At 54.2% G+C, this 24,837-nt stretch carries 14 protein-coding genes and 1 pseudogene; 6 read left to right on the top strand and 9 right to left on the bottom strand.

Annotated elements, in window-relative coordinates; all coding sequences use genetic code 11:
- The first annotated feature begins 76 nt into the window (after nt 1-76).
- The gene (locus GTU79_RS18980; protein ID WP_203523477.1) at nt 77-1,378 is read left to right on the top strand and encodes an AAA family ATPase; all 1,302 of its coding nucleotides are present in this window, start codon (nt 77-79) and stop codon (nt 1,376-1,378) included.
- Nucleotides 1,375-2,097, top strand: coding sequence for an HNH endonuclease family protein (locus GTU79_RS18975; protein WP_203523476.1), 723 nt, complete (start codon nt 1,375-1,377; stop codon nt 2,095-2,097). The genes GTU79_RS18980 and GTU79_RS18975 overlap by 4 nt, the downstream gene beginning before the upstream one ends.
- Before the next feature lie 69 nt (nt 2,098-2,166).
- Here the strand turns inward: GTU79_RS18975 and GTU79_RS18970 are convergent, their stop codons facing one another.
- The 5 genes and pseudogenes from GTU79_RS18970 to ubiG form a co-directional block, all read right to left on the bottom strand.
- Complete coding sequence (locus GTU79_RS18970; protein ID WP_203523475.1) at nt 2,167-3,657, bottom strand: MFS transporter; 1,491 nt, start codon at nt 3,655-3,657, stop codon at nt 2,167-2,169.
- Nucleotides 3,658-4,651: 994 nt separating this feature from the next.
- Nucleotides 4,652-4,915, bottom strand: coding sequence for a class I ribonucleotide reductase maintenance protein YfaE (gene yfaE / locus GTU79_RS18965; RefSeq protein ID WP_132927288.1), 264 nt, complete (start codon nt 4,913-4,915; stop codon nt 4,652-4,654).
- 3 nt (nt 4,916-4,918) lie between these two features.
- Nucleotides 4,919-6,048 (bottom strand): annotated as a pseudogene (nrdB, locus tag GTU79_RS18960) (class Ia ribonucleoside-diphosphate reductase subunit beta).
- 48 nt (nt 6,049-6,096) lie between these two features.
- On the bottom strand, nt 6,097-8,382 hold the full coding sequence (nrdA, locus tag GTU79_RS18955; RefSeq protein ID WP_203523473.1) for a class 1a ribonucleoside-diphosphate reductase subunit alpha: 2,286 nt from the start codon (nt 8,380-8,382) through the stop codon (nt 6,097-6,099).
- A gap of 333 nt (nt 8,383-8,715) precedes the next feature.
- Nucleotides 8,716-9,447, bottom strand: a complete 732-nt coding sequence (ubiG, locus tag GTU79_RS18950; protein ID WP_214513266.1) for a bifunctional 2-polyprenyl-6-hydroxyphenol methylase/3-demethylubiquinol 3-O-methyltransferase UbiG — start codon at nt 9,445-9,447, stop codon at nt 8,716-8,718.
- Between the two features lie 201 nt (nt 9,448-9,648).
- On the opposite strand from ubiG, the gene gyrA reads away from it, so the two are divergent.
- Both gyrA and rcsC read left to right on the top strand, forming a co-directional pair.
- Nucleotides 9,649-12,366, top strand: a complete 2,718-nt coding sequence (gyrA, locus tag GTU79_RS18945; protein WP_203523471.1) for a DNA topoisomerase (ATP-hydrolyzing) subunit A — start codon at nt 9,649-9,651, stop codon at nt 12,364-12,366.
- A gap of 592 nt (nt 12,367-12,958) precedes the next feature.
- On the top strand, nt 12,959-15,829 hold the full coding sequence (gene rcsC, locus GTU79_RS18940; protein ID WP_214513265.1) for a two-component system sensor histidine kinase RcsC: 2,871 nt from the start codon (nt 12,959-12,961) through the stop codon (nt 15,827-15,829).
- Between the two features lie 86 nt (nt 15,830-15,915).
- Here the strand turns inward: rcsC and rcsB are convergent, their stop codons facing one another.
- The 4 genes from rcsB to GTU79_RS18920 are packed head-to-tail and all read right to left on the bottom strand — an operon-like array spanning nt 15,916 to nt 20,857.
- The gene (gene rcsB, locus GTU79_RS18935) at nt 15,916-16,566 is read right to left on the bottom strand and encodes a response regulator transcription factor RcsB (protein WP_214513264.1); all 651 of its coding nucleotides are present in this window, start codon (nt 16,564-16,566) and stop codon (nt 15,916-15,918) included.
- 8 nt (nt 16,567-16,574) lie between these two features.
- Nucleotides 16,575-19,310 (bottom strand): phosphotransferase RcsD, encoded by a 2,736-nt coding sequence (rcsD, locus tag GTU79_RS18930; RefSeq protein ID WP_214513263.1) that lies wholly within the window; start codon nt 19,308-19,310, stop codon nt 16,575-16,577.
- A gap of 24 nt (nt 19,311-19,334) precedes the next feature.
- On the bottom strand, nt 19,335-20,486 hold the full coding sequence (locus GTU79_RS18925; protein WP_203523468.1) for an MFS transporter: 1,152 nt from the start codon (nt 20,484-20,486) through the stop codon (nt 19,335-19,337).
- A complete protein-coding gene (locus tag GTU79_RS18920) occupies nt 20,483-20,857 on the bottom strand; it encodes a DUF4186 domain-containing protein (RefSeq protein WP_203523467.1) in 375 nt (124 codons plus the stop codon). The genes GTU79_RS18925 and GTU79_RS18920 overlap by 4 nt, the downstream gene beginning before the upstream one ends.
- 923 nt (nt 20,858-21,780) lie before the next feature.
- Here GTU79_RS18920 and ompC (GTU79_RS18915) point away from each other — a divergent pair.
- Together ompC (GTU79_RS18915) and ompC (GTU79_RS18910) are read left to right on the top strand one after the other, a co-directional pair.
- Nucleotides 21,781-22,917 (top strand): porin OmpC, encoded by a 1,137-nt coding sequence (gene ompC, locus GTU79_RS18915; protein WP_214513262.1) that lies wholly within the window; start codon nt 21,781-21,783, stop codon nt 22,915-22,917.
- A 733-nt stretch (nt 22,918-23,650) separates the two neighbouring features.
- Entirely contained in the window at nt 23,651-24,754 is a 1,104-nt protein-coding gene (gene ompC / locus GTU79_RS18910; RefSeq protein ID WP_132927310.1) for a porin OmpC, read from the top strand.
- Nucleotides 24,755-24,837: the final 83 nt, after the last annotated feature.

The following is a 24,837-nucleotide window of genomic DNA, read 5'->3' as shown; positions in this document are numbered from 1 at the left end:
GATATCTATCCTTTACGAGCCCCGATCTTCGCGACAAAATGCCTACTCTATCTTGCCCAGGACAGGAAGCAGCCCATTGAATATCCGAGAAATTTCAATCAAGAATTTCAAAGGTATCCGACATGAGACCTTCTCCTTCCGTTCGCGGTTCACCGTATTCATCGGTGATAACGCCACCGGTAAAACCACCATCCTGGATGCCCTGGCGGTGGCGCTGGGAAGCTTTTTCCTCGGACTTGACACTATCAGCTCAAGACCGATACGTGCCGACGAAATCCGGACGGTCACCGTTGACGGACAGCCCAGGCCGCAGTTTCCCGTATCCATAGAGGCTAAGGGCATGATTGACGGCCAACGGCATGTTGCCTGGTCAAGAGAAATCATCCGACAGAAAACCACTGTCAAGGGCGCGAGAGCCTTAAGCAATATCGCCGCCCGCAAGCTTGAGCAAAGCCGCAGACCCAAATCCGAACGCAATAACAAAGAGGTGATCTTCCCGCTTATCGCCTACCACGGCACCGGACGACTGTGGGCGGAAAATGAAGAGATTGGCTACCAGAAGCAGGCGGAAGGGATAACGAAGGCCTATACGCATTGCCTATCCGCCAAATCCTCAAGCCGGGATTTTCTTTCCTGGTACAAGACCCAGGACGACAGCATCAAGAAATTCGGCGATCCTTTGGATATCATCCATCTGAAAGCGCTCAAGGCCGCGGTTCTCAAGCTGATCCCCGATAAACGCTGGGTCGATACGGAATTTGACTATAAGCTCAATACATTGGTGGGGACTTATAGCGATGGGCGCGGCCACAATCACCGCCTGGCCTTCAACCAGCTGAGCGACGGTTTGCGCAATATTATCGGCATCGCGGCGGATATGGCCTACCGATGTATTCAGCTCAATCCGCATCTGGGCATCAATGCCGTTGTGGAGACCCCCGGCGTGGTGCTTATTGATGAAATCGACCTGCATCTGCACCCCATCTGGCAAAAGAGCATTATACAGGATTTCAAAGACGCCTTTCCCAAGCTGCAGTTTATCGCCACCACCCATTCCCCCTTTATCGTGCAGAGCCTGGGGGTGGGTGAGCTCATCAATGTCGACCGGCCGGGTAATGAGTCGGTGCCCAATGAACTGCCCCTTGGCAAAGTGGCGACGCAGATCATGGGCGTTGAAAATATCCGCAGCGATAATTTTGAGCGGCGCGTCAAATCAGCCCGGGAACAACTGGCACAGATAAAAACCCAAGGTGGGAAATTAACGCTTGATGACTATTTAAACATACGCCGGGTAGTGAATTCGTCGCTGATTAATGAAACCGACGATCCGGAATATAAAGCCTACCTGTTAGCCAAAGATCAAGGAACTGATAAATGAGGCCCATAGATAAGGGAACATGGCCGCTAAACAAAAAGGGCGCCAAAGCCTGTTTCAATCATTGGCGAAACGCTAAACAGTATCTTGAGGAGCGTACCGGCTGCTATTGCCATTTGTGTGAAATGCGGGTGAATAATGCCCTGGCCGTCGAGCATATCAAACCCAAGGACAGCTATCCGCGCCTTTCCGCCTGCTGGACCAATTTTTTACTGATCTGCACCCCGTGCAATTCCCGCAAGAGCAAATCGCTCCTTGCCGTTCCTTACCGGCACCATTATTACTGGCCCCATATAAATAACACTCTGCTGACCTTCCATACGCCGCTGGCCGGAGACAATGCCATGGTGGTCAACGCTCATCCATCGCTATCGCCGTCGCAGAAGCAAAAAGCCGATGCCACCATAAAACTTTATGCGCTGGACAAGACCACGACGGTAACCGGGGACAGCGACCGGCGCTATCTTGAGCGCCAGCTAACCATCAGCATGGCCCTTGAACGCCTGGAAGAGTATGCCGACAATCGTGCGACGGCGGCAGCCATCGTTGACCTGGCGGTCAGCAGGGGATTTTTCAGCCTGTGGATGGCTATCTTCAGCGATTATCGGGAAGTGGTAGAGGCATTGCTGGATGCCAGACCGTTTTGCCAGAACCGGACTGCCTGGTTCAGCGCCGCCCTTGCGCCGCTGCCCCGCAATCAGGGCCAGGCCGATCCGCTATGAAGTAGTGGATCGGCCATGAAAACTCCTGGCAGGCCATACCCGCCGCACCCGGAGCCTGTATATCATCTTTCAGCGCTCAGGGGCCGCAGCGCCAAAATCCTCCGCATCCACATCATAGCCCGACGGCTCCCAGCGAATCAGCAGCAGCGCCAGCAACCCCGCCACGGGTGCTGCGGCAATCACCCAAAACACGCCGGTCTTAAGCCAAGCCACCAGCACCGGAAACAGAAACAGCGAAAGCGTGGAGCTGGCGCGCATCAGCGTCTGGTTAAATCCGACGCCCACTCCGCGCAGCGAGGTGGGATAGCTCAGCGAGGCAAAGGTCATGCTGTGGGAACCCGGGCCGAAACCCTGGCCGAACAGGAACAACGCCAGCATGGCGATGGCCAGGGCGGCATGGGCGCCGTCCGCCGGCCGGCCGATGAGCGCCAGTCCGATCAAGGCGACCAGTTGGCAGGCATAACCCAGCACCGTCATCCGCCAGGCACCGAAGCGGGGTACCCAGCGGACGCCTATCAGGCCGCCCACAAAGGCAAATAACAGGTTAAGCCCCAGGGAGGCCAAAATAGTGGTCAGCATGGACTGCGCCAGAAAACTGCTGATAATCACCGGCAAACCGAATGCCACGGCGTTATAGGCAAAGGACGACGCCACGGCGATAACCGTCGCCAGCACGGTACGTCGCAGATAAACCCCCTGCAATAACCGGCCGTAATTACTCCAGCGGGCGCGCAGCGCCTTGGGCGCGGGCTGTTGTTCCGCCACCGGCGCCGCCTGGGCATTGATACCGTAGGAGCGCCGCAGAATTTGCGCCGCGCCGGTTAAATCGCCCTGATTAGCCGCCCAGACCGGCGACTCGCTGATATACCGGCTACGGATGGCGATAATCGCCAGCGCCGGCACCGCGCCGAAGCCCAGGATTAAACGCCATAGCCAGTGGGTTTGTTCAGCGGGCAATACGGCATACAGCAACAGCACCAGCAAATAGGAGATACTGATGGCGGCATACCAGGTGGGACACCACATGGCGACGCTGGCCGCTTTATTGCCGCGTCCCTTCAGCCGCGAGAACTCCGCCAGAAAGGCCATTGCCACCGGCAAATCGATACCGACCCCCAATCCCATGACAAAACGCGCACCGGCCAGCACCCATTCGTTAGGGGCGAATGCGCAGGCGATGGCGGCGAAGACGAAGAAAAACATATCGGCCATGAAAACGCGATAGCGGCCAATCTTGTCGGTGAGGTAGCCGCCGAAAAACGCGCCGACAATAGCGCCGAAGGTAATGGCGGAGGCCACCATGCCGGTGCCCGCCGGGGTAAGGTTGAACTCGCGGGTAATATCCTTCACCCCGAACGCCAAGGCTCCCAGGTCATAGGCATCCAGGAAAACGCCCCCCAGTGCGATGCCGATGATAATACCGGCATGACTGCGCTTTTCCCCACCGGAATTCACTAAATGGGATACATCGGCGGCGCTACGGATAAAAACGGTTTCGCTCTCGTACGGCTTGTCTCGGTCAAGAGCGGCGACATGCGCCATTTTGAGGAGTTCGGACATGGTATTAAGCAGGCTTATAAAAAGTGTGATCTAGGTAACATGAGCATACCGGGCAGGGCCATGAAAACCAATTCCGAATCGCTATAACTTACAACTAAAAGATCAGAGCGCCCCATGCCGGGGTAGGCCCGCGATCACGTGACGCGCAACGAGCCGGTAATGACACTCCGGTGAAAGCGGGCGCGTGTTGAAGGGAGACCGCGGCAATGGGGTCGAAGCCGCCGTCTGGCGGCGGCCGGAGCGCCCCATGCCGGGGTAGGCCCGCGATCACGTGACGCGCAACGAGCCGGTAATGACACTCCGGTGAAAGCGGGCGCGTGTTGAAGGGAGACCGCGGCAATGGGGTCGAAGCCGCCGTCTGGCGGCGGCCGGAGCGCCCCATGCCGGGGTAGGCCCGCGATCACATGACGTGCAACGAACCGGTAATGACACTCCGGTGAAAGCGGGCGCGTGTTGAAGGGAGACCGCGGCAATGGGGTCAAAGCCGCCGTCTGGCGGCGGCCGGAGCGCCCCATGCCGGGGTAGGCCCGCGATCACGTGACGCGCAACGAGCCGGTAATGACACTCCGGTGAAAGCGGGCGCGTGTTGAAGGGAGACCGCGGCAATGGGGTCAAAGCCGCCGTCTGGCGGCGGCCGGAGCGCCCCATGCCGGGGTAGGCCCGCGATCACATGACGTGCAACGAGCCGGTAATGACACTCCAATGAAAGCGGGCGCGTGTTGAAGGGAGACCGCGGCAATGGGGTCGAAGTCGCCGTCTGGCGGCGGCCGGAGCGCCCCATGCCGGGGTAGGCCCGCGATCACATGACGTGCAACGAGCCGGTAATGACACTCCGGTGAAAGCGGGCGCGTGTTGAAGGGAGACCGCGGCAATGGGGTCGAAGTCGCCGTCTGGCGGCGGCCGGAGCGCCCCATGCCGGGGTAGGCCCGCGATCACCTAACGTACAACGAGCCGGTGAAAGCGATTTTTTCCGCCACGACCGGATACTACTCGGCTATAGCTCCAGCTCGATATCCCCCGCCGGCAGGCAGCAACAGGGCAGAATATCGCCCGGCCGGATACAGGCCAGGGGGGACTGTGTATAAGCGACCCGGCCCCGCAGCAGCCGCATACGGCAGGCGCCGCAATAGCCGGACCGGCACTGGAATTCGACGTCGATATGATTGGCTTCCAGGGCATCCAGCAGGGAGCGGTGGCCGGATTCGCACTGAAGCTGCGCCCCGATATGGCGCAGCGTGACCTTGGCCGATGGATCCATGGCTTACAGCTCGAAATCGCTCAAATCGCCCGAATTCATCTCGGAGTCGATTTGGCCTACCAGGTAGGAACTCACCTCCACCTCCTGCGGCGCCACCTGAACATTGTCCGACACCAGCCAGGTATTAATCCACGGAATAGGATTGGAGCGGGCGGCAAAAGGCAAATCCAGACCCACCGCCTGCATGCGGATATTGGTAATATAATCCACATACTGGCACAGAATATCTTTATTCAGGCCAATCATGGAACCGTCGCGGAACAGATAACTTGCCCACTCTTTTTCCTGCTCCGCCGCCAGCACGAACAGGTCATAACACTCCCGCTCGCACTCTTTGGCAATCTCGGCCATTTCCGGATCGTCCTCGCCGGAACGCATCAAATTCAGCATATGCTGGGTGCCGGTAAGATGCAGCGCCTCGTCGCGGGCGATCAGGCGGATGATTTTAGCGTTGCCCTCCATCAGTTCGCGCTCGGCGAATGCGAACGAGCAGGCGAAGCTGACATAAAAACGGATGGCTTCCAGGGCATTAACGCTCATCAGACAAAGGTAGAGGCATTTTTTCAGCTCATGCAGACTCACCACTACCTGGGCGCCCTTCACCTGATGGGTACCAACGCCGAGCAAATGGTAGTAGCCGGTCAGTTCGATAAGCTTGTCGTAATAGCCCGAAATATCCTTGGCCCGCTTCAGAATCTCTTCATTGGTAACGATATCGTCGAATACCAGCGAGGGTCGTTAACGATATTGCGGATGATATGGGTATAAGACCGGGAATGAATGGTTTCCGAAAAAGCCCAGGTTTCTACCCAGGTTTCCAGCTCCGGAATGGAAATCAGCGGCAACAGGGCGATATTGGGGCTACGGCCCTGGATGGAGTCCAGCAGGGTCTGGTACTTCAGGTTGCTGAGGAAAATATGCTTCTCGTGTTCCGGCAGCGCCTGGAAATCAATGCGGTCACGCGACACGTCCACTTCTTCCGGCCGCCAGAAAAAAGAGAGCTGTTTTTCGATTAATTTTTCAAAGATATCGTATTTTTGCTGATCGTAGCGCGCAACGTTCACCGACTGGCCGAAAAACATCGGCTCCAGCAATTGGTTGTTTTTATTCTGTGAAAATGTGGTATAGGCCATGGTCTCTCCCGTTACACGCGGACGGCAATGGCGCCGCCCGCGGCCATGTTAAATCTTGCAGGCTCCGCTCTCGCAATCATCTGTCTCGGCGGCGGCTTCCATATCTTCCTGGGCATCTTCCGCGCCGTCGCGGGTATTCTGATAATACAGCGTCTTGACCCCGAACTTGTAGGCGGTGAGCAAGTCCTTCAGCAACTGCTTCATCGGCACCTTGCCGGCCGGGAAACGGGTCGGATCGTAATTGGTATTGGACGAAATGGCCTGATCGACGAATTTCTGCATCAGCCCCACCAACTGCAGATAACCGTCGTTGTTCGGCATTTCCCACAAGAGCTCATAGGCGCCTTTCAGCCGATGGGATTCCGGCACCACCTGGCGCAGAATGCCGTCTTTAGACGCCTTGATACTGACGTAGCCCCGGGGCGGCTCGATACCGTTGGTGGCATTGGAGATTTGCGACGACGTTTCCGACGGCATCAGCGCCGACAGGGTTGAATTACGCAGGCCGTGCCGTTTGATGTCTGCGCGCAGAGCCTCCCAATCGTAATGCAGCGGCTCATTGCAAATCCCGTCCAGATCCTTTTTATAAGTATCAATGGGCAGGATGCCCTTGGCATAGGTGGTTTCATTGAACCACGGGCAGGCGCCCCGTTCTTTGGCCAGCTCGTTGGAAGCTTTTAATAAATAGTACTGAATGGCCTCGAACGTCCGATGCGTCAGGTTGTTGGCGCTGCCGTCGGAGTACCGTACGCCGTTTTTAGCCAGATAATAAGCATAATTTATCACACCCACGCCAAGGGTCCGCCGTCCCATGGCGCCGCGTTTCGCCGCCGGGATCGGGTAGTCCTGGTAATCCAGCAGCGCGTCCAGCGCACGTACCGCCAGGGTCGCCAGTTCCTGCAGATCGTCCAGGCTCTCCAGCGCTCCAAGATTAAAGGCCGAAAGCGTACACAAGGCGATTTCGCCGTTTTCGTCGTTCACGTCTTCCAGCGGTTTGGTGGGCAGAGCCACTTCCAGGCACAGATTGGACTGGCGGATAGGCGCTACGGCCGGATCGAATGGACTATGGGTGTTGCAATGGTCCACATGCTGGATATAAATACGCCCGGTGGATGCGCGCTCCTGCATCATCAGGGAGAACAGCTCCACCGCCTTGACCCGGCTTTTACGAATAGAGGCGTCCTGTTCATAACGGGTATACAGCCGCTCGAACTCATCCTGGTCGGCGAAGAACGCATCATACAGCCCCGGCACATCAGACGGGCTGAACAGCGTAATCTCTTCTCCCTTCACCAGGCGCTGATACATCAGTTTGTTGATCTGTACGCCGTAATCCATATGGCGGACGCGGTTGCCCTCTACGCCGCGGTTGTTTTTCAGCACCAGCAGGCTTTCCACTTCAAGATGCCAAAGCGGGTAGAACAGGGTGGCCGCGCCGCCGCGCACGCCGCCCTGGGAACAGGATTTCACCGCGGTCTGGAAATGCTTGTAAAAGGGAATGCAGCCGGTATGAAAAGCCTCGCCGCCGCGGATCGGGCTGCCCAGGGCCCGGATACGGCCGGCGTTGATGCCGATACCGGCCCGCTGCGATACATATTTGACGATGGCGCTGGAGGTGGCGTTAATGGAATCGAGACTGTCGCCGCATTCAATCAGCACGCAGGAACTGAACTGGCGCGTGGGGGTACGCACCCCGGACATAATGGGCGTGGGCAGGGAAATCTTGAAGGTGGAAACGGCGTCATAGAAACGCTTGACATAACCCAGCCGGGTTTCCCGCGGATAACCGGAGAACAGGCAGGCCGCCACCAGGATATAAAGGAACTGCGCGCTTTCGTAAATTTCCCCGGTGACCCGGTTCTGCGCCAGATACTTGCCTTCCAGCTGCTTCACCGCGGCGTAGGAAAAGTTCATATCCCGCCAGTGATCGATAAAGCCGTCCATCAGCGCGAATTCTTCGGCGCTATAATCGTCCAGCAAATGCTTGTCGTATTTGCCCATGGCCACCAGCCGCGACACGTGGTCATAAAGCTTGGGCGGCTCGAACTGGCCATAGGCTTTTTTACGCAAATGAAAAACCGCCAGGCGTGCTGCCAGATATTGATAATCCGGCGCGTCGCGGGAAATCAGATCCGCCGCGGCCTTGATAATGGTTTCATGGATGTCGGCGGTTTTAATGCCTTCATAAAATTGGATATGCGAGCGCAGTTCAACCTGTGAGACCGAAACATTCTCGAGACCTTCCGCCGCCCAGTCGATGACGCGGTGGATCTTGTCCAGATTGATTTTTTCTTTACTGCCGTCGCGTTTTGTAACAAGCAGACTCTGGTTCATGGGGCTTAATACCTGTCTGAGTGATCCCTATGCCTTATGTCGGACATAAGCGAAATTAGTGTCTGATCTATGGGATAAACACTACATATAGGGTTTTTTGTTAATTTGATAACAAGATAGTGACTTAACGTCGTTATTGCAAGGGACGAAAATAAAGCTTTTTGTGGATAACTTGGGGGCAAAATGTTAACAGGCCGACTAAAGCGCTATTCCCTCTGCCCTTAAAGGATGTCAACTGCTGTAGATAAAAAATTCAAAAAGATATTATTTGTCGAATTATTAAACGTTGATCACGCCGGCCAGGGCCGGCCGGCGAGATTACACCCGTCAGGGTTACAGGCGGTGGCGGGGATGCAGCCTGTAATTAACGTCAACATTGCCCCCCAGGCTAAAACGATCTCTCAGCGGGGTATAATGCAGGCCGGTGATATGCCGCTCCTGCAGCGGGGTGTCGTCGAGCCAGTGCAGCAGCTCCGCCGGCTTGATGAATTTAGTAATGCTATGGGTGCCACGAGGCACCAGACGCAGCAGGTACTCGGCCCCCACGATGGCCATCAGCCACGCCTTGGGATTGCGGTTCAGGGTGGAGAAAAACACGTCGCCGCCGGGTTTCACCAGACGTGCGCAGGCGCGGACGATGGACGCGGGATCCGGGACGTGTTCCAGCATTTCCATACAGGTCACTACATCATAGCGCTCCGGGTTTTCCGCCGCGTGCTCTTCCACCGTCTGCTGGATATAATCAATATTCAGCCGGCTTTCCAGCGCGTGCAGCCGCGCCACCGCCAACGGTTCGGCGCCCATGTCCAGCCCGGTGGCCGTCGCCCCTTCCAGGGCCATGCTTTCAGTCAATATTCCCCCGCCGCAGCCCACGTCCAGCACCGTTTTGCCGAACAGGCCGTCGGCATGGCGCAGAATATAGTCCAGGCGCAGGGGGTTAATGCGGTGCAGGGGTTTGAATTCCCCTTCCTTATCCCACCAGCGGGAGGCCACCGCGTCGAATTTGGCGATTTCCCGCCGATCCACATTATCGCCGGCGGCAGCGGTCTGAGATTCCCGATTCATAACGGCCTTCCTGAGTATTTGCATAGCGAATTGAAGCCAGTATACCTGCAACCGGCCGTCCGGTCAGTGATTCGGTAGCGGAAACAACTATAACCACGGCTTTTCGTCGCCGACAATTTTCCCAGAATCACCTATCTATGGTATACTTTGGCACCTTTAAATCCGGGTGGATGCTTCAATTAGTAGAGGGATAGCGGCTCAATGAGTGACCTTGCCAGAGAAATAACACCGGTCAACATCGAAGAAGAGTTAAAAAGCTCTTATCTGGATTACGCCATGTCCGTTATTGTCGGACGTGCGCTGCCGGATGTACGGGATGGGTTGAAACCGGTACACCGCCGCGTATTGTTTGCGATGAGCGTACTCGGTAATGACTGGAATAAACCTTACAAAAAATCGGCCCGTGTGGTCGGGGACGTCATCGGTAAATATCACCCCCATGGTGATACCGCGGTCTACGACACCATCGTGCGTATGGCCCAGCCGTTCTCGCTGCGCTATATGCTGGTGGATGGCCAGGGTAATTTCGGTTCCGTCGACGGCGACTCCGCCGCGGCAATGCGTTACACCGAAGTCCGCATGTCGAAAATCGCCCATGAATTGCTGGCGGACCTCGAAAAAGACACCGTGGATTATGTGCCGAACTACGACGGCACCGAACAGATCCCCGACGTCATGCCCACCAAGATCCCCAACCTGTTGATCAATGGCTCTTCCGGCATTGCCGTAGGTATGGCCACCAACATTCCGCCGCATAACCTGACGGAAGTGATCAACGGTTGCCTGGCCTATATCGACGACGAGAATATCAGCGTCGAAGGCCTGATGGAACATATTCCCGGCCCTGACTTTCCCACCGCCGCCATCATCAACGGCCGGCGCGGTATCGAAGAGGCCTACCGCACCGGACGCGGTAAAATCCTGATCCGCGCCCGCGCGGAAGTGGAAGCGGATGCCAAAAGCGGTCGTGAAACCATCATCGTGCATGAAATCCCTTATCAGGTGAACAAAGCGCGTTTGATAGAAAAAATCGCCGAGCTGGTGAAAGACAAGCGCATTGAAGGTATCAGCGCCCTGCGCGATGAATCCGACAAAGACGGCATGCGCATCGTCATCGAGATCAAGCGCGACGCGGTAGGGGAAGTGGTGCTCAACAACCTCTACTCCCAAACGCAGCTGCAGGTCTCCTTCGGCATCAATATGGTGGCGCTGCATCAGGGCCAGCCCAAGATCATGTCGCTGAAGGATATTCTCTCCGCCTTCGTGCGCCACCGTCGTGAAGTGGTCACCCGCCGCACGATTTTCGAACTGCGCAAAGCGCGGGATCGCGCCCACATCCTTGAAGCCCTGGCAGTGGCGCTGGCCAATATCGAACCCATTATCGAATTAATCCGCCATGCGCCGAGCCCGGCCGAAGCGAAAAGCGGACTTATCGCCCGTTCCTGGGAACTGGGCACGGTAGCGGCCATGCTGGAACGCGCCGGCGACAACGCCGCCCGGCCGGAATGGCTGGAAGAGCAATACGGCATCCGCGACGGACGTTATTATCTCACCGAACAGCAGGCGCAAGCCATCCTGGATCTGCGCTTGCAGAAACTGACCGGGCTGGAACATGAAAAGCTGCTGGACGAATATAAAGAACTGCTGACCCAAATCGCCGAACTCATCATCATCCTGGAAAACCCGGATCGGCTGATGGAAGTGATTCGCGAAGAACTCAACGCGATGAAAGAGCAGTACAACGATGCCCGCCGCACCGAGATCACCGCCAATACCTCCGATATCAATATCGAGGACCTGATTAATCAGGAAGACGTGGTGGTGACCCTGTCCCATGAAGGGTATGTGAAATACCAGCCGCTCACCGACTATGAAGCCCAGCGCCGCGGCGGAAAAGGCAAATCAGCGGCCAGGATCAAGGAAGAGGACTTTATCGACCGCCTGCTGGTGGCCAACACCCATGACACCATCCTGCTGTTCTCCAGCCGGGGGCGCCTGTACTGGATGAAGGTTTACCAACTGCCGGAAGCCAGCCGCGGCGCCCGCGGCCGGCCTATCGTCAATCTGCTGCCCCTTGAACCGAACGAGCGTATCACCGCCATCCTGCCGGTGCGTGAATACGAAGAAGGACGCCATGTCTTCATGGCCACCGCCAGCGGCACGGTGAAAAAGACCGCGCTGACCGAGTTCAGCCGTCCGCGCAGCGCCGGCATTATCGCCGTCAATCTGAATGACGGGGATGAACTTATCGGCGTCGATCTTACCGACGGGCAGAACGAGGTTATGCTGTTCTCCGCCTACGGCAAGGTAGTGCGTTTCCCTGAAAGCCAGGTGCGTTCCATGGGCCGTACCGCCACCGGCGTGCGCGGCATCAATCTGGCCGACAAGGATCGGGTGGTTTCCCTGATCATTCCGCGCGGCGACGGTCCGATCCTGACCGTGACGCAGCACGGTTACGGCAAGCGTACCGCCCAGGCTGAATATCCCACCAAATCCCGCGCCACTCTCGGCGTGATATCGATAAAAGTGAGCGAACGCAATGGCGAAGTGGTGGGCGCCGTGCAGGTGGAAGACAGCGATCAGATCATGATGATCACCGATGCCGGCACCCTGGTGCGCACCCGTGTGTCCGAAGTCAGCATCGTCGGGCGCAACACCCAGGGTGTTACCCTGATCCGGACCGCTGAAGGCGAACATGTGGTCGGCCTGCAGCGCGTGGTGGAACCGGTGGACGATGAAGATCTCGACACCGTCGAAGGGCTGGCGGAAGGCGAAGTGAATGACGCGGGAGACGACGCCGATATCGACGACGACGCTGGGGACGATATCGCCCTTGATGACGCCGACGACGCAGATGATGCCGACGATGCGGATGACGAAGACGGCGAAGATGAGGGTGAAGACTACCCGAACAGCTGATCCGCTTCCTGTCCAGGCCGGCACAGCTCAAGGTACGGTGTTGGCGGGCATAATCTGCCGAAAGGCGCTGACAAACGTACTCGGAGTCAGTAAGGCGGGACAGGATGATAGAGGAGTAAACCGTCCGCGCCAGGGACGGCGCGGATCGAGCCTCCATGGATGGATTCACGGCGTGTTTACGATCTATCGTCCTGTTCCGACCGGGCACGGTTTAAGGTCCGGTGCTGGCGGGCCGAGCCATGGAGCGCTCGGGCAGGTGGAAAACCACGCCTGCTTCGACCCGGCCTTGGCAAACAGGGTCTCCCTTTAACACGCGTTCACTTTGACATAGTGGCTATGTCGTCGCTGATGGCGGTTGCAATGTGTCAACAAACCCGGCCAGCGCGTTGCGCTGGCTTTTTACTGGGTCGGTAGTGTATCGGCTGGGCAGGCCGCATCATCAGTTCTTGCACCGGAACGGTATATACCTGTCATAATTCGAGTTACAGGTGCGTTGGCTTTCCTCGCTCACCCCAGTCACTTACTCGTGTAAGCTCCTGGGGATTCGCTGCGTTGCCGCCTTCCTGCAACTCAAATTATTTAAGGTATAGTTTTGAAATACTTCTCATCCTTTCGCACAACGGTCAAAATATCCCGCTACCTGTTTCGGACGCTGGCCCTATTGCTCTGGGCGCTGGGGGCGCTGTTATCCACTTTTAACATTATCAGCCTCCTGCATCAGCGCGAATCCGATCTCCGTCAGGAATACAATACCAGCTTCGCCCAAGCCCAAAGCTATTTCACCCGCTCTGCCGATATGATGCGGGAAATCAAATACGTGGCGGAAAACCGCCTCAACACCAGTTTGCCCGGCCCGGATATGATGACCGGCCTGTTGGCCGGCAAGGTGAGCCGACCGGAATATACGCCCCTTTCCCCCAATCCCGACTGCGGCCGCGTGGAAACCGAATACCGCCACTCCGTGGATTCGCTGAGCTATTTTCTCAGCTACTGGAAAGACAGTTTCACCGAAACCTACGATTTGAATCGGGTTTTTTATATCAGCGGTGAAAGCCTGTGTATGGCGAACTTCAATCTGCGCGCTGATAACGGCGTTGACAACACGCTGCCGAAAAGCCTGCAGCAGCAAGTGGTCAAATACCGCAACGCCCGGCAAAACGATCGGGAGGATGACATTTATTGGGTGGCTCCCGGCCAGCGGGGCGACCGCGGCTATTTGTATATGTTAACGCCGATTTACGCGGCCAATAAGCTGGAAGCCCTGCTGGGCATCGAGCTCAATATCCGGCTGGAGGATTTCATCACCAACAGTACTTTGCCCATCGGCATCACGCTGCTGGATCAGAATAACGCTCCGATGATGTCACTGTCCGGCGGGGTACGGCGGGCCTCCGAACTGAGCTCCTATCCCGAAGCGGCCGGATTTTACGGTTATACGGAAGGCTACAAGAATCTGGTGATGAAAAGGAGCCTGGCGCCCACGTCCCTGAGCATTGTCTATTCGCTGTCTTTATCCACTATTATCGAGAATTTTAAAGCAGTCTTCATCAATGCTCTTTTGCTGAATGTACTCACGGCATTGCTGCTGTTTATCCTGACCTGGCTGTTTGAGCGCAAAATGTTTGCCCCGGCGGAAAAAAACGCGTTGCAGCTGGAGGAAAACGAACAGTTCAACCGCAAAATCGTCGCTTCCGCACCGGTGGGCATTTGCATCCTGCGCATCAGCGACGGCGCCAACCTCATCAGCAACGAGCTGGCCCATAATTATCTGAGCCTGCTGACCTTTGAAGACCGGGAACGCATCATCCATATCATCTGCGGGCAGCAGGTGAATTTTGTCGATGTCATGACCAGCAATAACAATAATCTGCAAATAAGCTTTGTCCATTCGCGCTACCTCAATGAAAACGTCGCCATCTGCGTGCTGGTGGATATCAGCGCCCGGGTGCGGATGGAAGAGTCTTTACAGGAAATGGCGACGGCGGCCGAGCAGGCCAGCCAGGCGAAATCCATGTTTCTGGCCACCGTCAGCCATGAATTACGAACGCCGTTATACGGCATTATCGGCAACCTGGATCTGCTTAAAACCCAGGATTTGCCGGAAGGCGTCGACCGGCTGGTGATGGCAATGAATAACTCGTCGGCGTTATTGCTCAACATTATCAGCGATATCCTGGATTTTTCCAAAATCGAATCCGAGCAGTTGAAAATTGAGCCGCGCAGCTATTCTCCCCGCGAAGTGGTGAGCCACATCGCCGGCAATTACCTGTCGCTGGTAGTGAAAAAACGCCTGGGCCTCTACTGCTTCGTCGATCCCGGCGTGCCGAACAGCATGCGTGGGGATCCGGTGCGGCTGCAACAGGTGTTATCGAACATATTAAATAACGCCATTAAATTTACCCATAGCGGCTGTATCTCCATTTATGTCTTTTGCCATGACGGCTACCTGCAGTTATGCATCAGGGATACGGGGGTCGGCATTCAGCAGCGGGAATTAATCAAACTGTTTGATCCCTTCGTGCAGTTGGGCAGTGACGGTCACCAGCAGTTCCAGGGAACCGGGCTGGGATTGGCGATTTGCGAGAAGCTGGTCAATCTGATGGACGGCGACATCGCCGTTGAATCGGAGAGCGGGTTGGGTAGCCAGTTCACTATCCGGCTGCCGCTGTATGAGGCGTCCCGCTCCTATACGGTGCTTAACAGCGATTTGTACGGGCGGGTGTGCTGGCTGGCGTTGCGCAACACCGCCCTTGAACACTATCTGACCCGCCTGCTGAAAGAAAACGGCCTCATGGCCAAGCGGCATACCGATCAGGTCATCGGCGGCGACGAGGTATTTATCAGTGACGATGATATTCCCCCCGGTGGCTGTTATCGTGCCTGGATCCGCTTTTGCATCGCGCATATCGGCCCGGCACTGGAAATCAACCCCGGCCACTGGTTGCTCAGCCCGGCCTTTACTGAAGAACTGCCGCTGTTACTGTTGAAAATCTATCGTGGTGAATCCACGGCTTCATCGGCGCCGCTGCTGCCTCAGCCGTCGCCGACGGCGAATGGCGAAAACAATGACATCAGAATCCTGGTGGTGGATGATCATCCCATTAACCGCCGGCTGTTGGCGGATCAACTGGGTTCCTTGGGATATCAGGTCATGACGGCGAACGACGGCGTGGATGCGCTGAGCTTTCTTAACAAGCAGTCGGTGGATATCATCCTGAGCGATGTGAATATGCCGAAGATGGATGGGTATGAACTGACCCGCCGTTTACGGCAACAGGGCAGGGTATTGCCGGTTATCGGGGTGACCGCCAACGCGCTGGCGGAAGAGAAGCAACGCTGTCTTGATGCGGGGATGGACAGCTGCCTGTCCAAGCCGGTTACAGTGAGTGTATTGCAACCCGCTCTGGCCCTGTTCAGTCGCAGGGCCAGAGCGCAACGCGGCGAGCTTGAGGAACACTCCTGAATACCTGAGCGGCCTGGTTAACCGCTCAGGTATGGGATAACCGCGTGTTTCCACCGGCGCCAGGCTTTATTATCGAAATCGGAGCATTACTCTTTATCTACCGGCGCCATACTTACCGACGACAGATAATTCAGCAGAGCAATATCATTTTCCACACCAAGCTTCAGCATGGCGGATTTTTTCTGGCTGCTGATGGTTTTAATACTGCGATTCAGCTTTTTGGCGATTTCCGTCACCAGAAAGCCCTCCGCGAATAAACGCAGCACTTCACTCTCTTTCGGCGACAGGCGTTTATCGCCGTAACCGCCGGCGCTTATTCTCTCCAGCAGTTTAGCCACGCTGTCCGGCGTGTATTTTTTGCCTTTTTGCAGCGAGGCCAATGCCTTGGGTAAATCGGTGGGTGCGCCTTGTTTAAGGACAATACCGTCGATATCCAATTCCAACACGGCGCTGAGGATTGCCGGGTTGTTATTCATGGTTAATACGATAATCGCCAACTGGGGATAATGGCGCTTGATGTATTTGATAAGAGTAATGCCGTCGCCATACTTTTCGCCGGGCATCGAAAGATCGGTCACGAGTACATTTGCATCCAGCTTGCCGAGGCTATTGATGAGCGACGTGGAGTCTTCGAATTCACCGACCACTTTTACCCATTCGATTTGTTCAAAAGATTTTCGAATACCGAACAGGACGATAGGATGGTCATCTGCAATGATGACGTTGAGATTATTCATAAAGTTGACTACCTTGCATGCTGTAGCAGTTTAATGACAAAAACATCAATTTGGCGGATATCGTTGCCGATTTTAGAATTATCATTGTCTATAATAGCTTGTTTGATATGTTGTTCCAGCGTTTCACATAACAGCTTGCCGGGAAGTAGATTCAGCATGGCAAAAACACCTTTCAGGCGGTGCGCAGTCTGGGCCAAAGCGGGTAAATCGCCGCTCTCGGCTTCAGTATACAGCCTCTTGATGTCAACGGGTACTGTCTCGACAAAGAGCGGAAGATAGTCCCCGCTCAGCAGGGCGGCGGGATCGTCCGCTGCGCCGGCGGCTTCACTCTCATCCGGCGGTATAATGTCCGTTTGCGCCAGTCTCAGTTCCATCAATTGTAGCATCGCGTCGAGCAAAGAAGCGGCAAGATTATAATTCACCTTTAAACGGCAGGGCGTCAAAGGCGTTATTCCGCTCTCATTCGATTGAACCAGGATAGCGAAATCCTCCAGATGAGACGGATCGTCCGTCAGCAGGAGATCGTGTTCCTGCACCAGGGTATGTTCTTCGGGATGGATACACTCCACCCCCCACTGCTGCAGCATATCGCTGATTATCTCCTGTATTTCTTCATTGGCGATATCCAGCATAGCCACCGTTCCTCCAAGAATTTTTTCATTATCATCCTGTTGCGTGATATCCACATAAGGCAACGTCAAACGTACCCGATAACGGGTGCCGATATCGATCTTGCTGTGAATATCCAGGTTGCCGCCCATTTTCCTTGCCAACTGGTTGCACAGGAACCAGGAAAGGCCGGAGCCGCGCTGATAATGATCTTTTTGCGCCTGGGTGACAAAGGGCTGCTGCAGATTGGCCAATTCTTTGGCGTCAATGCCGTTACCCGTATCGCTAAGGCTTAATATGACCGTATCCGGACGGGAGGGATCCTGGTCCACGGAAAGAACAATTTTGCCATACTGGGTGCTGATAATGCTGTAATCCAGCAGCAGCGAAAGGATTTTTTTCACCGCCTCCCTATCGCCGGTATGCTGCTGATTAAAGGGCAGCCGGTAGTGATTGAACAGGCTAAGGCCCTTTTGGTTCAGGGCGGGCATGCGTTCCGCCAGCAGTTCATCCACCAGAGCGGACAGGGAAAAGGCCTCTTGCTTCGGCCGCCAGTCTTGCAGCTCCAGCTGAGTCAGCAGGCGCAGGTTGTCGAACAGCGCCCCCAGACGGCCTACTTCGGTTTTAAGGTTGAACATCAGGCGCAGGCGTTTCTCCTCGGCTTCGGCATGCAGCAACCCGTCAAGCAGTGTGGTGATCTCCATGAGCGGCTGATTCAGCTCATGCTGAAAATTGGTGAGGATTGTCCGCCGGGCCTGATGGTTTTTGTTCAGTTCCTGCTGCGCCTGCTGCAGCTTTTTATTAACCAGAACTTCCTTATCATGATCCAGTAATTGGAACAGGTAGGTGTCCGGCGAAAGGCGGCTTTTAAACATCCTGATTTCATAGACTTCATTATTCACCGTGGCCTGGATAATTCCCTGATGGGCCTGCGCGAGGTTGGCTATTTTTTGCAGGCTCAGGTGAGGCAGCAGATGATCGGCTATTTTATTACTGGCCACCAGGTTATTGCTGCTGAAATCATACACCAGCAAACCCAGCGGCAGGTTGGCTATCACTTCCTCACTGAGTATCTGACGGGATCGCAAGGCCAGGGCCATATTCTCCCTGGGTCGCAAAAAATGCTGCCGGATAAGGTAAATACCAAAAATGGACAAGGCGATCAGCAGAAGAGGTATCACGACGGGCCACAGATTATTGCGCAGTAAATCCACCGTTAAACTGGTCAGCGGCACCAGATACAACAGCTTTAACGGCGCATCAACAAGGCGCGTGCCGATTTCAAGGGTTGATCCCTTGATATGGCTGGTCACTCTTTGCGTATTGTCCCGATCGGCATCGCCGTTGCCGGCCTCAGCGCTGTCCGTATCCATATCGGCATCGTCGGAGGCTACCAGTGAGAAGTTGGCCCGCGCCATATTCAGCGGGATGAGATCGCCGATGGGCAAATCAACCGCCATAATGGTGGCCAGATGACCGGGCTGGTTGAAGATGAACCGCTGGGTAAAATAGTAATCATTCTGCAGGCGGAGCTTGCGCAGCGGCGAGAAGCTCTCCCGTTGATCCAGGATATTGGCCTGCTGGAGCATTTCGGTGCGGCGCGATTTTATCAGGGCGCTGATGTAGCTGTCTTCAAAGCGAGTGGCGGTATCCCGAAGCGGCTGGGTGGAAATCAGCGTCAGGCTGTTGTCGGCGCCGTTCAGGTAATATAAGGAGTAGGTGTTGCCTTCCGAGCCCCAAAGGATATCAAGATAAGCCGACATATCGGCAGCAATGGACAAAGTAGCGGCGTCATGAACGCCAAAGATCAGGGCATCGGTTTTTTTATGGGGTTTATCGACATAAAACACATCCGGGCGCAGGCGCGTTTCTTTCAGGCTTGTGCCGTCGTTATCCTTGGGGCCGCCGTTCGTCGCCAACGACAGATCGTACAGCTGATCCGTCACAAAGCGGTACGTGTCGATCCGTTTTTGCAGCCCGGCGGTGAGGGTGGACATGCTGTGCTTCTTTTCGATGAGATAAGCATTGAAGGCATGAAAACCAAACAGCCATAACGACAGCAGCAGCAGCAGGATAAACAGTATCAGGCTGCGGGTTAACGCCGCCGAGGTTAACTTCAGGTTCTTAATTTGCATAAAGCGGGTTTCGCCAATCGTTGTTTATTGAGTCGCACGGCGTGCGCTCAAGCTTACAACCAAAAGAAGTATTGCGACACAGCCGAACGCGACAAACAGACTGGTCAAATGGGCAATAAAGCCAATTAGTGCCGGGCCGGCCAATATGCCGGCATACCCTACGCCGGAAATCGCCGCCAGCGCCAGGTTAGGCGGCATATCCTTCAGATTGCCGACGACGCTGAACAGCAACGGAACCAGATTCGATGCTCCTAGCCCCACCAGCAAAAAACCCAGCAGGGTGACATAGGGCTGGTTTACCGTTATCGCCAGTCCGATCCCCGCCGAGGCGCATAAACTGCCCGCCAGCAGGGTGTGGTAACGGCCGATGGCATTGATCAATCGATCGCCGTTCAAGCGTCCTGCGGTCATGGCAATGGAGAACAGTGCATAACCCAGTCCGCCCATGGCGCTGTCAAGGCCGCGTTCCAGCGTGAGGAAAAGCGCGCTCCAGTCCAGCATAGCGCCTTCGGTTAAAAAGAGAATAAAACAGAGCGCTCCGATGAACAGAACCTTGCCGCGTGGCCTGACAAAGAGAGGGCCGGCATCGTCTTCGGGGCGATCGGATAATAAATTCTCGGCGGCGTACAGCATCAAGGCCAGGATAATCAGGACGACGACGACGACCGACCACAGCGGATTCAAACCCAGCCAGAGCAGCAGGCTCACCAATCCCGCCCCGATGATGCCGCCGATGCTGAAAAAACCATGGAAGCCCGACATCATGGCCCGGCCGCTGGCTCTTTCCACCACCACTGCCTGGATGTTCATGGTAATGTCCATCGCGCCGAGCCCCATGCCGAATAGCAATAATGAGAGGGCCAGGGTAAAGGTGCCGCCGGCAACGGCCAGCGCGGGAAGCGCCAGCCCCAGCATGACGGCCGATGCGATAATCAGCGGCCTGCAGCCCAGCCGGGCGGCCATGGGCGCCGCCAGCGGCATTGCCAGCAGCGATCCGATGCCCAGGCAAAGCAACAGCATTCCCAAAGATGCATCATTGATGCCCAGCCGCTGTCTGGCGAAGGGAACCAACGGTGCCCAGGACGACATCCCGAAACCGGCGATAAAAAAGACAATGCGGGTGGCTATGCGTACCGGTAAGGCGGCGTGCTGCTCCGTACTCAGCGTTTCAGTCATAAAACTCTCGGCATCTCCTGTCGGCTGAGCCATAACGCAATCATCTGCACTATATATTCCTGCTGGACATCGGTTAGGGGTTGACCTTTGGCGATGCCATGCCATTTCTCCAGACAGCCCCGGCAGCAGGTCGCGGTGGCATGCTGAGCCACAAATACCGGATGTCCCCGCCAAGGGGTTTGCTTACCGTCCTTGGCGGGCAAGGCGGGCGCCAGCCTCCCTGAGATGAAGTCGCGGGCATGGGAAAGTATGACCGGCATACCTTTGCTGCGCAGATAGGCCAGATCTTTCTGGTTAAGTCGAAATTTTGAACGGAATGCCGATTGCTGCAAACGGCTCCAGATGTCTTCCAAATTCTGATATTGCTGCATGGCATTAAGGTTTCCGTAGGAACAGCGAGCTTCTCACGGCCAGTTTTCCGGCGACCTGTTTTCCGGCGAATAGTGCCGCAAAGTGTAACACGACCCGAGGGCCAGAACGAAGGCCGCCGTGCAGATGGAAAGGGAGATTAGGGTGGCATGCCGGGCTGAGCCGGCCGCACGGACAAGACCAGGGGACAGGCGCAAATCTGGGTTTTGAATAGGAATTGAAACGAGAAAAACGTTTGAATACCCAGGAAGCCATAGGTTTGGACAAATTTCGCACAAAAATAATATATGAATTTTGATTAATTAATGTGATGTATGCCTTATATTTACATTTAAATAAAAGATAAATGAAACCAATGTTTCATAGTGCGAAAAATCAAGACAGATATTTATAATTTAAATGTGAAAGTAAGTTAAAGCATTAATATGGCAATATCTCGTATATAATATTAACATTTGTTAATATATAATCCTCTCTTTTTTCATATTTAAAATTAATGCATAAAAAAGCCGGCACGAGGCCGGCTAATAAAGACGTTAAACCAAATGAGAGTAATAATGACAATTTAATGATGATAGCGCTTAAAATGATAGAGGAAAAAAGGTCTTTTTAGCACATCGTGCTATTTTATAATTTTATTTTAACTAATTGTTTTTATTGATTATTTTTAATAATGTCAAAAACAAGACTCACCTCAAAGTTTTAATTGTCTATGTATGGTGATTATCAGGTTAGTTCCATGACGGAAACATAATCGAATATAAAATTTTCATTTTGAAACATTGTAAGCCAATTCGTATCATTTTAACGCTAGTATAAAGCTGCATTTATTGCAGAATAAGATTGCGTGTCAGATAGACAGCATTGATACAGCACACAAAGTAAAATAGTGGCCAAAGATAATAAATATACCGAGGAAAAGAAAATGAAACTACAGGTTCTTGCCCTGTTGATTCCAGCGATGTTAGCGGCTGGTACGGCTGGTGCTGCAGAAGTATATAATAAAGACGGTAATCAGCTTGATTTGTTTGGATCCCTTCATGGATTGCACTATTTTTCTAACAACGATAGTGCTAACGGCGATCAGACCTACACCCGTATCGGTTTCAAAGGTCAAACGCAGATCAACGATCAATTGACCGGTTATGGCGACTGGGAATACCAGATAAACGGCCATGTGACTGAAGCGTCCGGTACCTCTGACGGCGGCAACTTTACCCGTTATGCTTTTGCCGGCTTGAAATTCGGCGACTACGGTTCAATCGATTACGGTCGTAATGACGGTATCCTTTACGATATCACCGCATGGACCGATGTGCAGCCTGAATTCGACGGCTCCACCTATAGCGCCGACCAGTTTATGTTTGGTCGTTCTACCGGCGTCGCCACCTACCGCAATAATAACTTCTTCGGCCTGGTCGACGGCCTGAAGTTCGCTGTGCAATATCAAGGTGAGAATGGCGCTCCCGGTGAAACCGCCAACGGGCGTGATGTACTGGGTCAAAATGGCGACGGTTACGGTATGTCGTTGAGTTACGATCTCGGCCTGGGCTTCTCCGTCGGCGGCGCGTTCATGAGCTCCAAACGTACCGACGAACAAAATGGCGTTGGTCAACCGGGCATCTCCGGTCGTGGCGACAGAGCCGAAGCTTATACCGGCGGCTTGAAATATAACGCCAACGGTTTTTATGTAGCGACGGAATTTACCCAGTCTTATAATGCTGCTCCGTTCGGTTCCAGCGATTCGGACGTATACGGTTATGCCAACAAGGCCCAGGGCTTTGAAGCTTACGCAGGCTATACTTTCGACTTCGGTCTGGTTCCGTTCGTCGGGTATAACCAGACTCGCGGCAAAAACATCGGCGCTGCCGGCGACGGTAATACCTATGATAACCAGGATCTGGTGAAATTTGTTGACGTGGGTGCGACTTACTACTTCAACAAAAATATATCGACCTATGTTGACTACAGAATCAACCTGATCGATAGCAGCCAGTTTACCGATGCAACCGGTATCAATACCGACGACATCGTTGCCCTCGGTTTGGTTTACCAGTTCTGATCAGCATATCAGATACTATGGGCAACAGGGAGGTTGCCCGTTCAGGCCGGATGGCCGGTATTTCGCGTTGTCCTCCACCCTCTTCGTTTCAAGCTATCCTGACAAACTCCAGTTTTTCTCTCTGTCCTGACAATCCTTATCCCCTATCCTTCTGCATTATGGCATGCGGGTACCGCAATACCTCGTTATCGTCCAATGAAACTCACTGCAAAATTTATCTGTATCATATTAAATAATGCCATAACATTTATTAACCTTTATAGAACGAGATCTCCCCGCCAATAGCCATACCCTCTTTAAATAGAGCCGCCATGAATATTTATGAGCGTGCTGATGAACGTTAGACAATCTCAGCCCGGCGAGTTAAATATGTCCGGCGTCAAAATGAATAACTCATTGCCTGTGCGTTTAGGTTTGACCGTTTACTATCCCTCAAAGAATATTCTCCTTTTTGTCGTCTGATTAAGCCAATAAAAAGCATAATGATCAATAATATTGAGTTGATATAAAAATATGCTATCCATAAAAACGAAGTGTAAGATAAATAAATAGTTATTATTTATCAACACTTTAATTCATCTTTATGATTGGTCGACAAAAGGAAGATCTACTACTAATAAATAGGATGCCAAGTCTTTGCACCAGTGCGCAGAGGCCGGTTTAATCAGGTAAATAATGCCGGGGAATACCTGTTTATTAAAGCAATGGCAAAAATATTTATAGAGAGGTAATAATGAAACTACGACTTATTTCAATCATGGCGCCGGCAGCGCTTATTTCAGGGGTGGCCGCTGCCGCTGAAATATACAATTGTGATGGCAATAAATTAGATCTTTTCGGTTCGGTTGTCGGCGTGCATTATTTTTCCTCTAATGAGAAAGCGAATGGCGATCTCTCCTACATGCGCTTGGGTTTTCGCGGCGAAACCCAAATAAGCGACGAGCTGACCGGCTATGGCCACTGGAAGTACCAAGGGGACCTGAATAAGTCCGAAGAGGAAAAAGACCAGCAAGGCTCGACCCTGCTGGGTTATGCCGGATTAAAATACGGCAAATTCGGCTCCCTTGACTACGGCCGTAACTTTGGCGTCCTGTACGACGTTCTTGCCTGGACGGATGTATTGCCGGAGCTCGGCGGCGATACCTACGGCGTCGACGATATGATGTCCAACCGCGGCAACGGCATGCTCACCTATCGCAACCGGCATTTTTTCGGCCTTGCGGAGGGGCTTCACTTCGCGCTCCAATACCAGGGCAAGAACCCGGAGAGCAGTAAGGCAGGCGAGGGCCGCGAAGTTATGGCGGCAAACGGAGACGGTTACGGCATGTCGCTGTCCTATGATTTCGGCGCGGGCATCAGCGCCGCCGGTGCCTTTAGCAGTGCCCATCGCACCCTGGGACAGCGGAATCTGGCCTATGGCCACGGTGGCGACAGGGCCAATGCCTATTCCGGCGCGTTGAAATTCGAAAAAGATGCGATTTATCTGGCGGCCATGTATACCCAGAGTTATAACCTGATGCGTTTTGGCGACACCAAGAAAACGGTGCATGGATTTGCCAATAAAGCGCGAAACATTGAACTGGTAGCGCAATATACGTTTGATTTAGGCTTAAAGCCCTCTCTGGCCTATGTGCAGGCCCGTGGAGACGACATCGAAGGTTACGGCAGCCGGGATCTGCGGAAATATATTGATATCAGCACTTCCTACAACTTTAACAAAAACATGCTGGCCTATGTCGATTATCAAATTAATCTGTTGAGAGAGAATACGTTTTCCCGTGCCGCCGGAATACACCACGATAATATCGTTGCCGTGGGCATGACCTACCAGTTCTGAGGAACGGGTCGTCCGACGCGGGGCGCGACTCATGGATGAGCCGAGTAATAAAGCCAACACACATGAGACTTGAAGTATGGCGG

Source organism: Sodalis ligni (assembly GCF_016865525.2).
Classification (GTDB): Bacteria; Pseudomonadota; Gammaproteobacteria; order Enterobacterales; family Enterobacteriaceae; genus Acerihabitans; species Acerihabitans ligni.
This window is presented reverse-complemented; position numbering and strand designations above follow the sequence as displayed.

Coding starts and splice junctions, on each gene's coding strand:
- rcsD (WP_214513263.1), bottom strand. CDS start 19,310: ATGCAAATTAAGAACCTGAAGTTAACCTCGGCGGCGTTAACCCGCAGC.
- nrdA (WP_203523473.1), bottom strand. CDS start 8,382: ATGAACCAGAGTCTGCTTGTTACAAAACGCGACGGCAGTAAAGAAAAA.
- GTU79_RS18975 (WP_203523476.1), top strand. CDS start 1,375: ATGAGGCCCATAGATAAGGGAACATGGCCGCTAAACAAAAAGGGCGCC.
- ubiG (WP_214513266.1), bottom strand. CDS start 9,447: ATGAATCGGGAATCTCAGACCGCTGCCGCCGGCGATAATGTGGATCGG.
- gyrA (WP_203523471.1), top strand. CDS start 9,649: ATGAGTGACCTTGCCAGAGAAATAACACCGGTCAACATCGAAGAAGAG.
- yfaE (WP_132927288.1), bottom strand. CDS start 4,915: ATGGATCCATCGGCCAAGGTCACGCTGCGCCATATCGGGGCGCAGCTT.
- ompC (WP_214513262.1), top strand. CDS start 21,781: ATGAAACTACAGGTTCTTGCCCTGTTGATTCCAGCGATGTTAGCGGCT.
- rcsB (WP_214513264.1), bottom strand. CDS start 16,566: ATGAATAATCTCAACGTCATCATTGCAGATGACCATCCTATCGTCCTG.
- GTU79_RS18970 (WP_203523475.1), bottom strand. CDS start 3,657: ATGTCCGAACTCCTCAAAATGGCGCATGTCGCCGCTCTTGACCGAGAC.
- ompC (WP_132927310.1), top strand. CDS start 23,651: ATGAAACTACGACTTATTTCAATCATGGCGCCGGCAGCGCTTATTTCA.
- GTU79_RS18920 (WP_203523467.1), bottom strand. CDS start 20,857: ATGCAGCAATATCAGAATTTGGAAGACATCTGGAGCCGTTTGCAGCAA.
- GTU79_RS18925 (WP_203523468.1), bottom strand. CDS start 20,486: ATGACTGAAACGCTGAGTACGGAGCAGCACGCCGCCTTACCGGTACGC.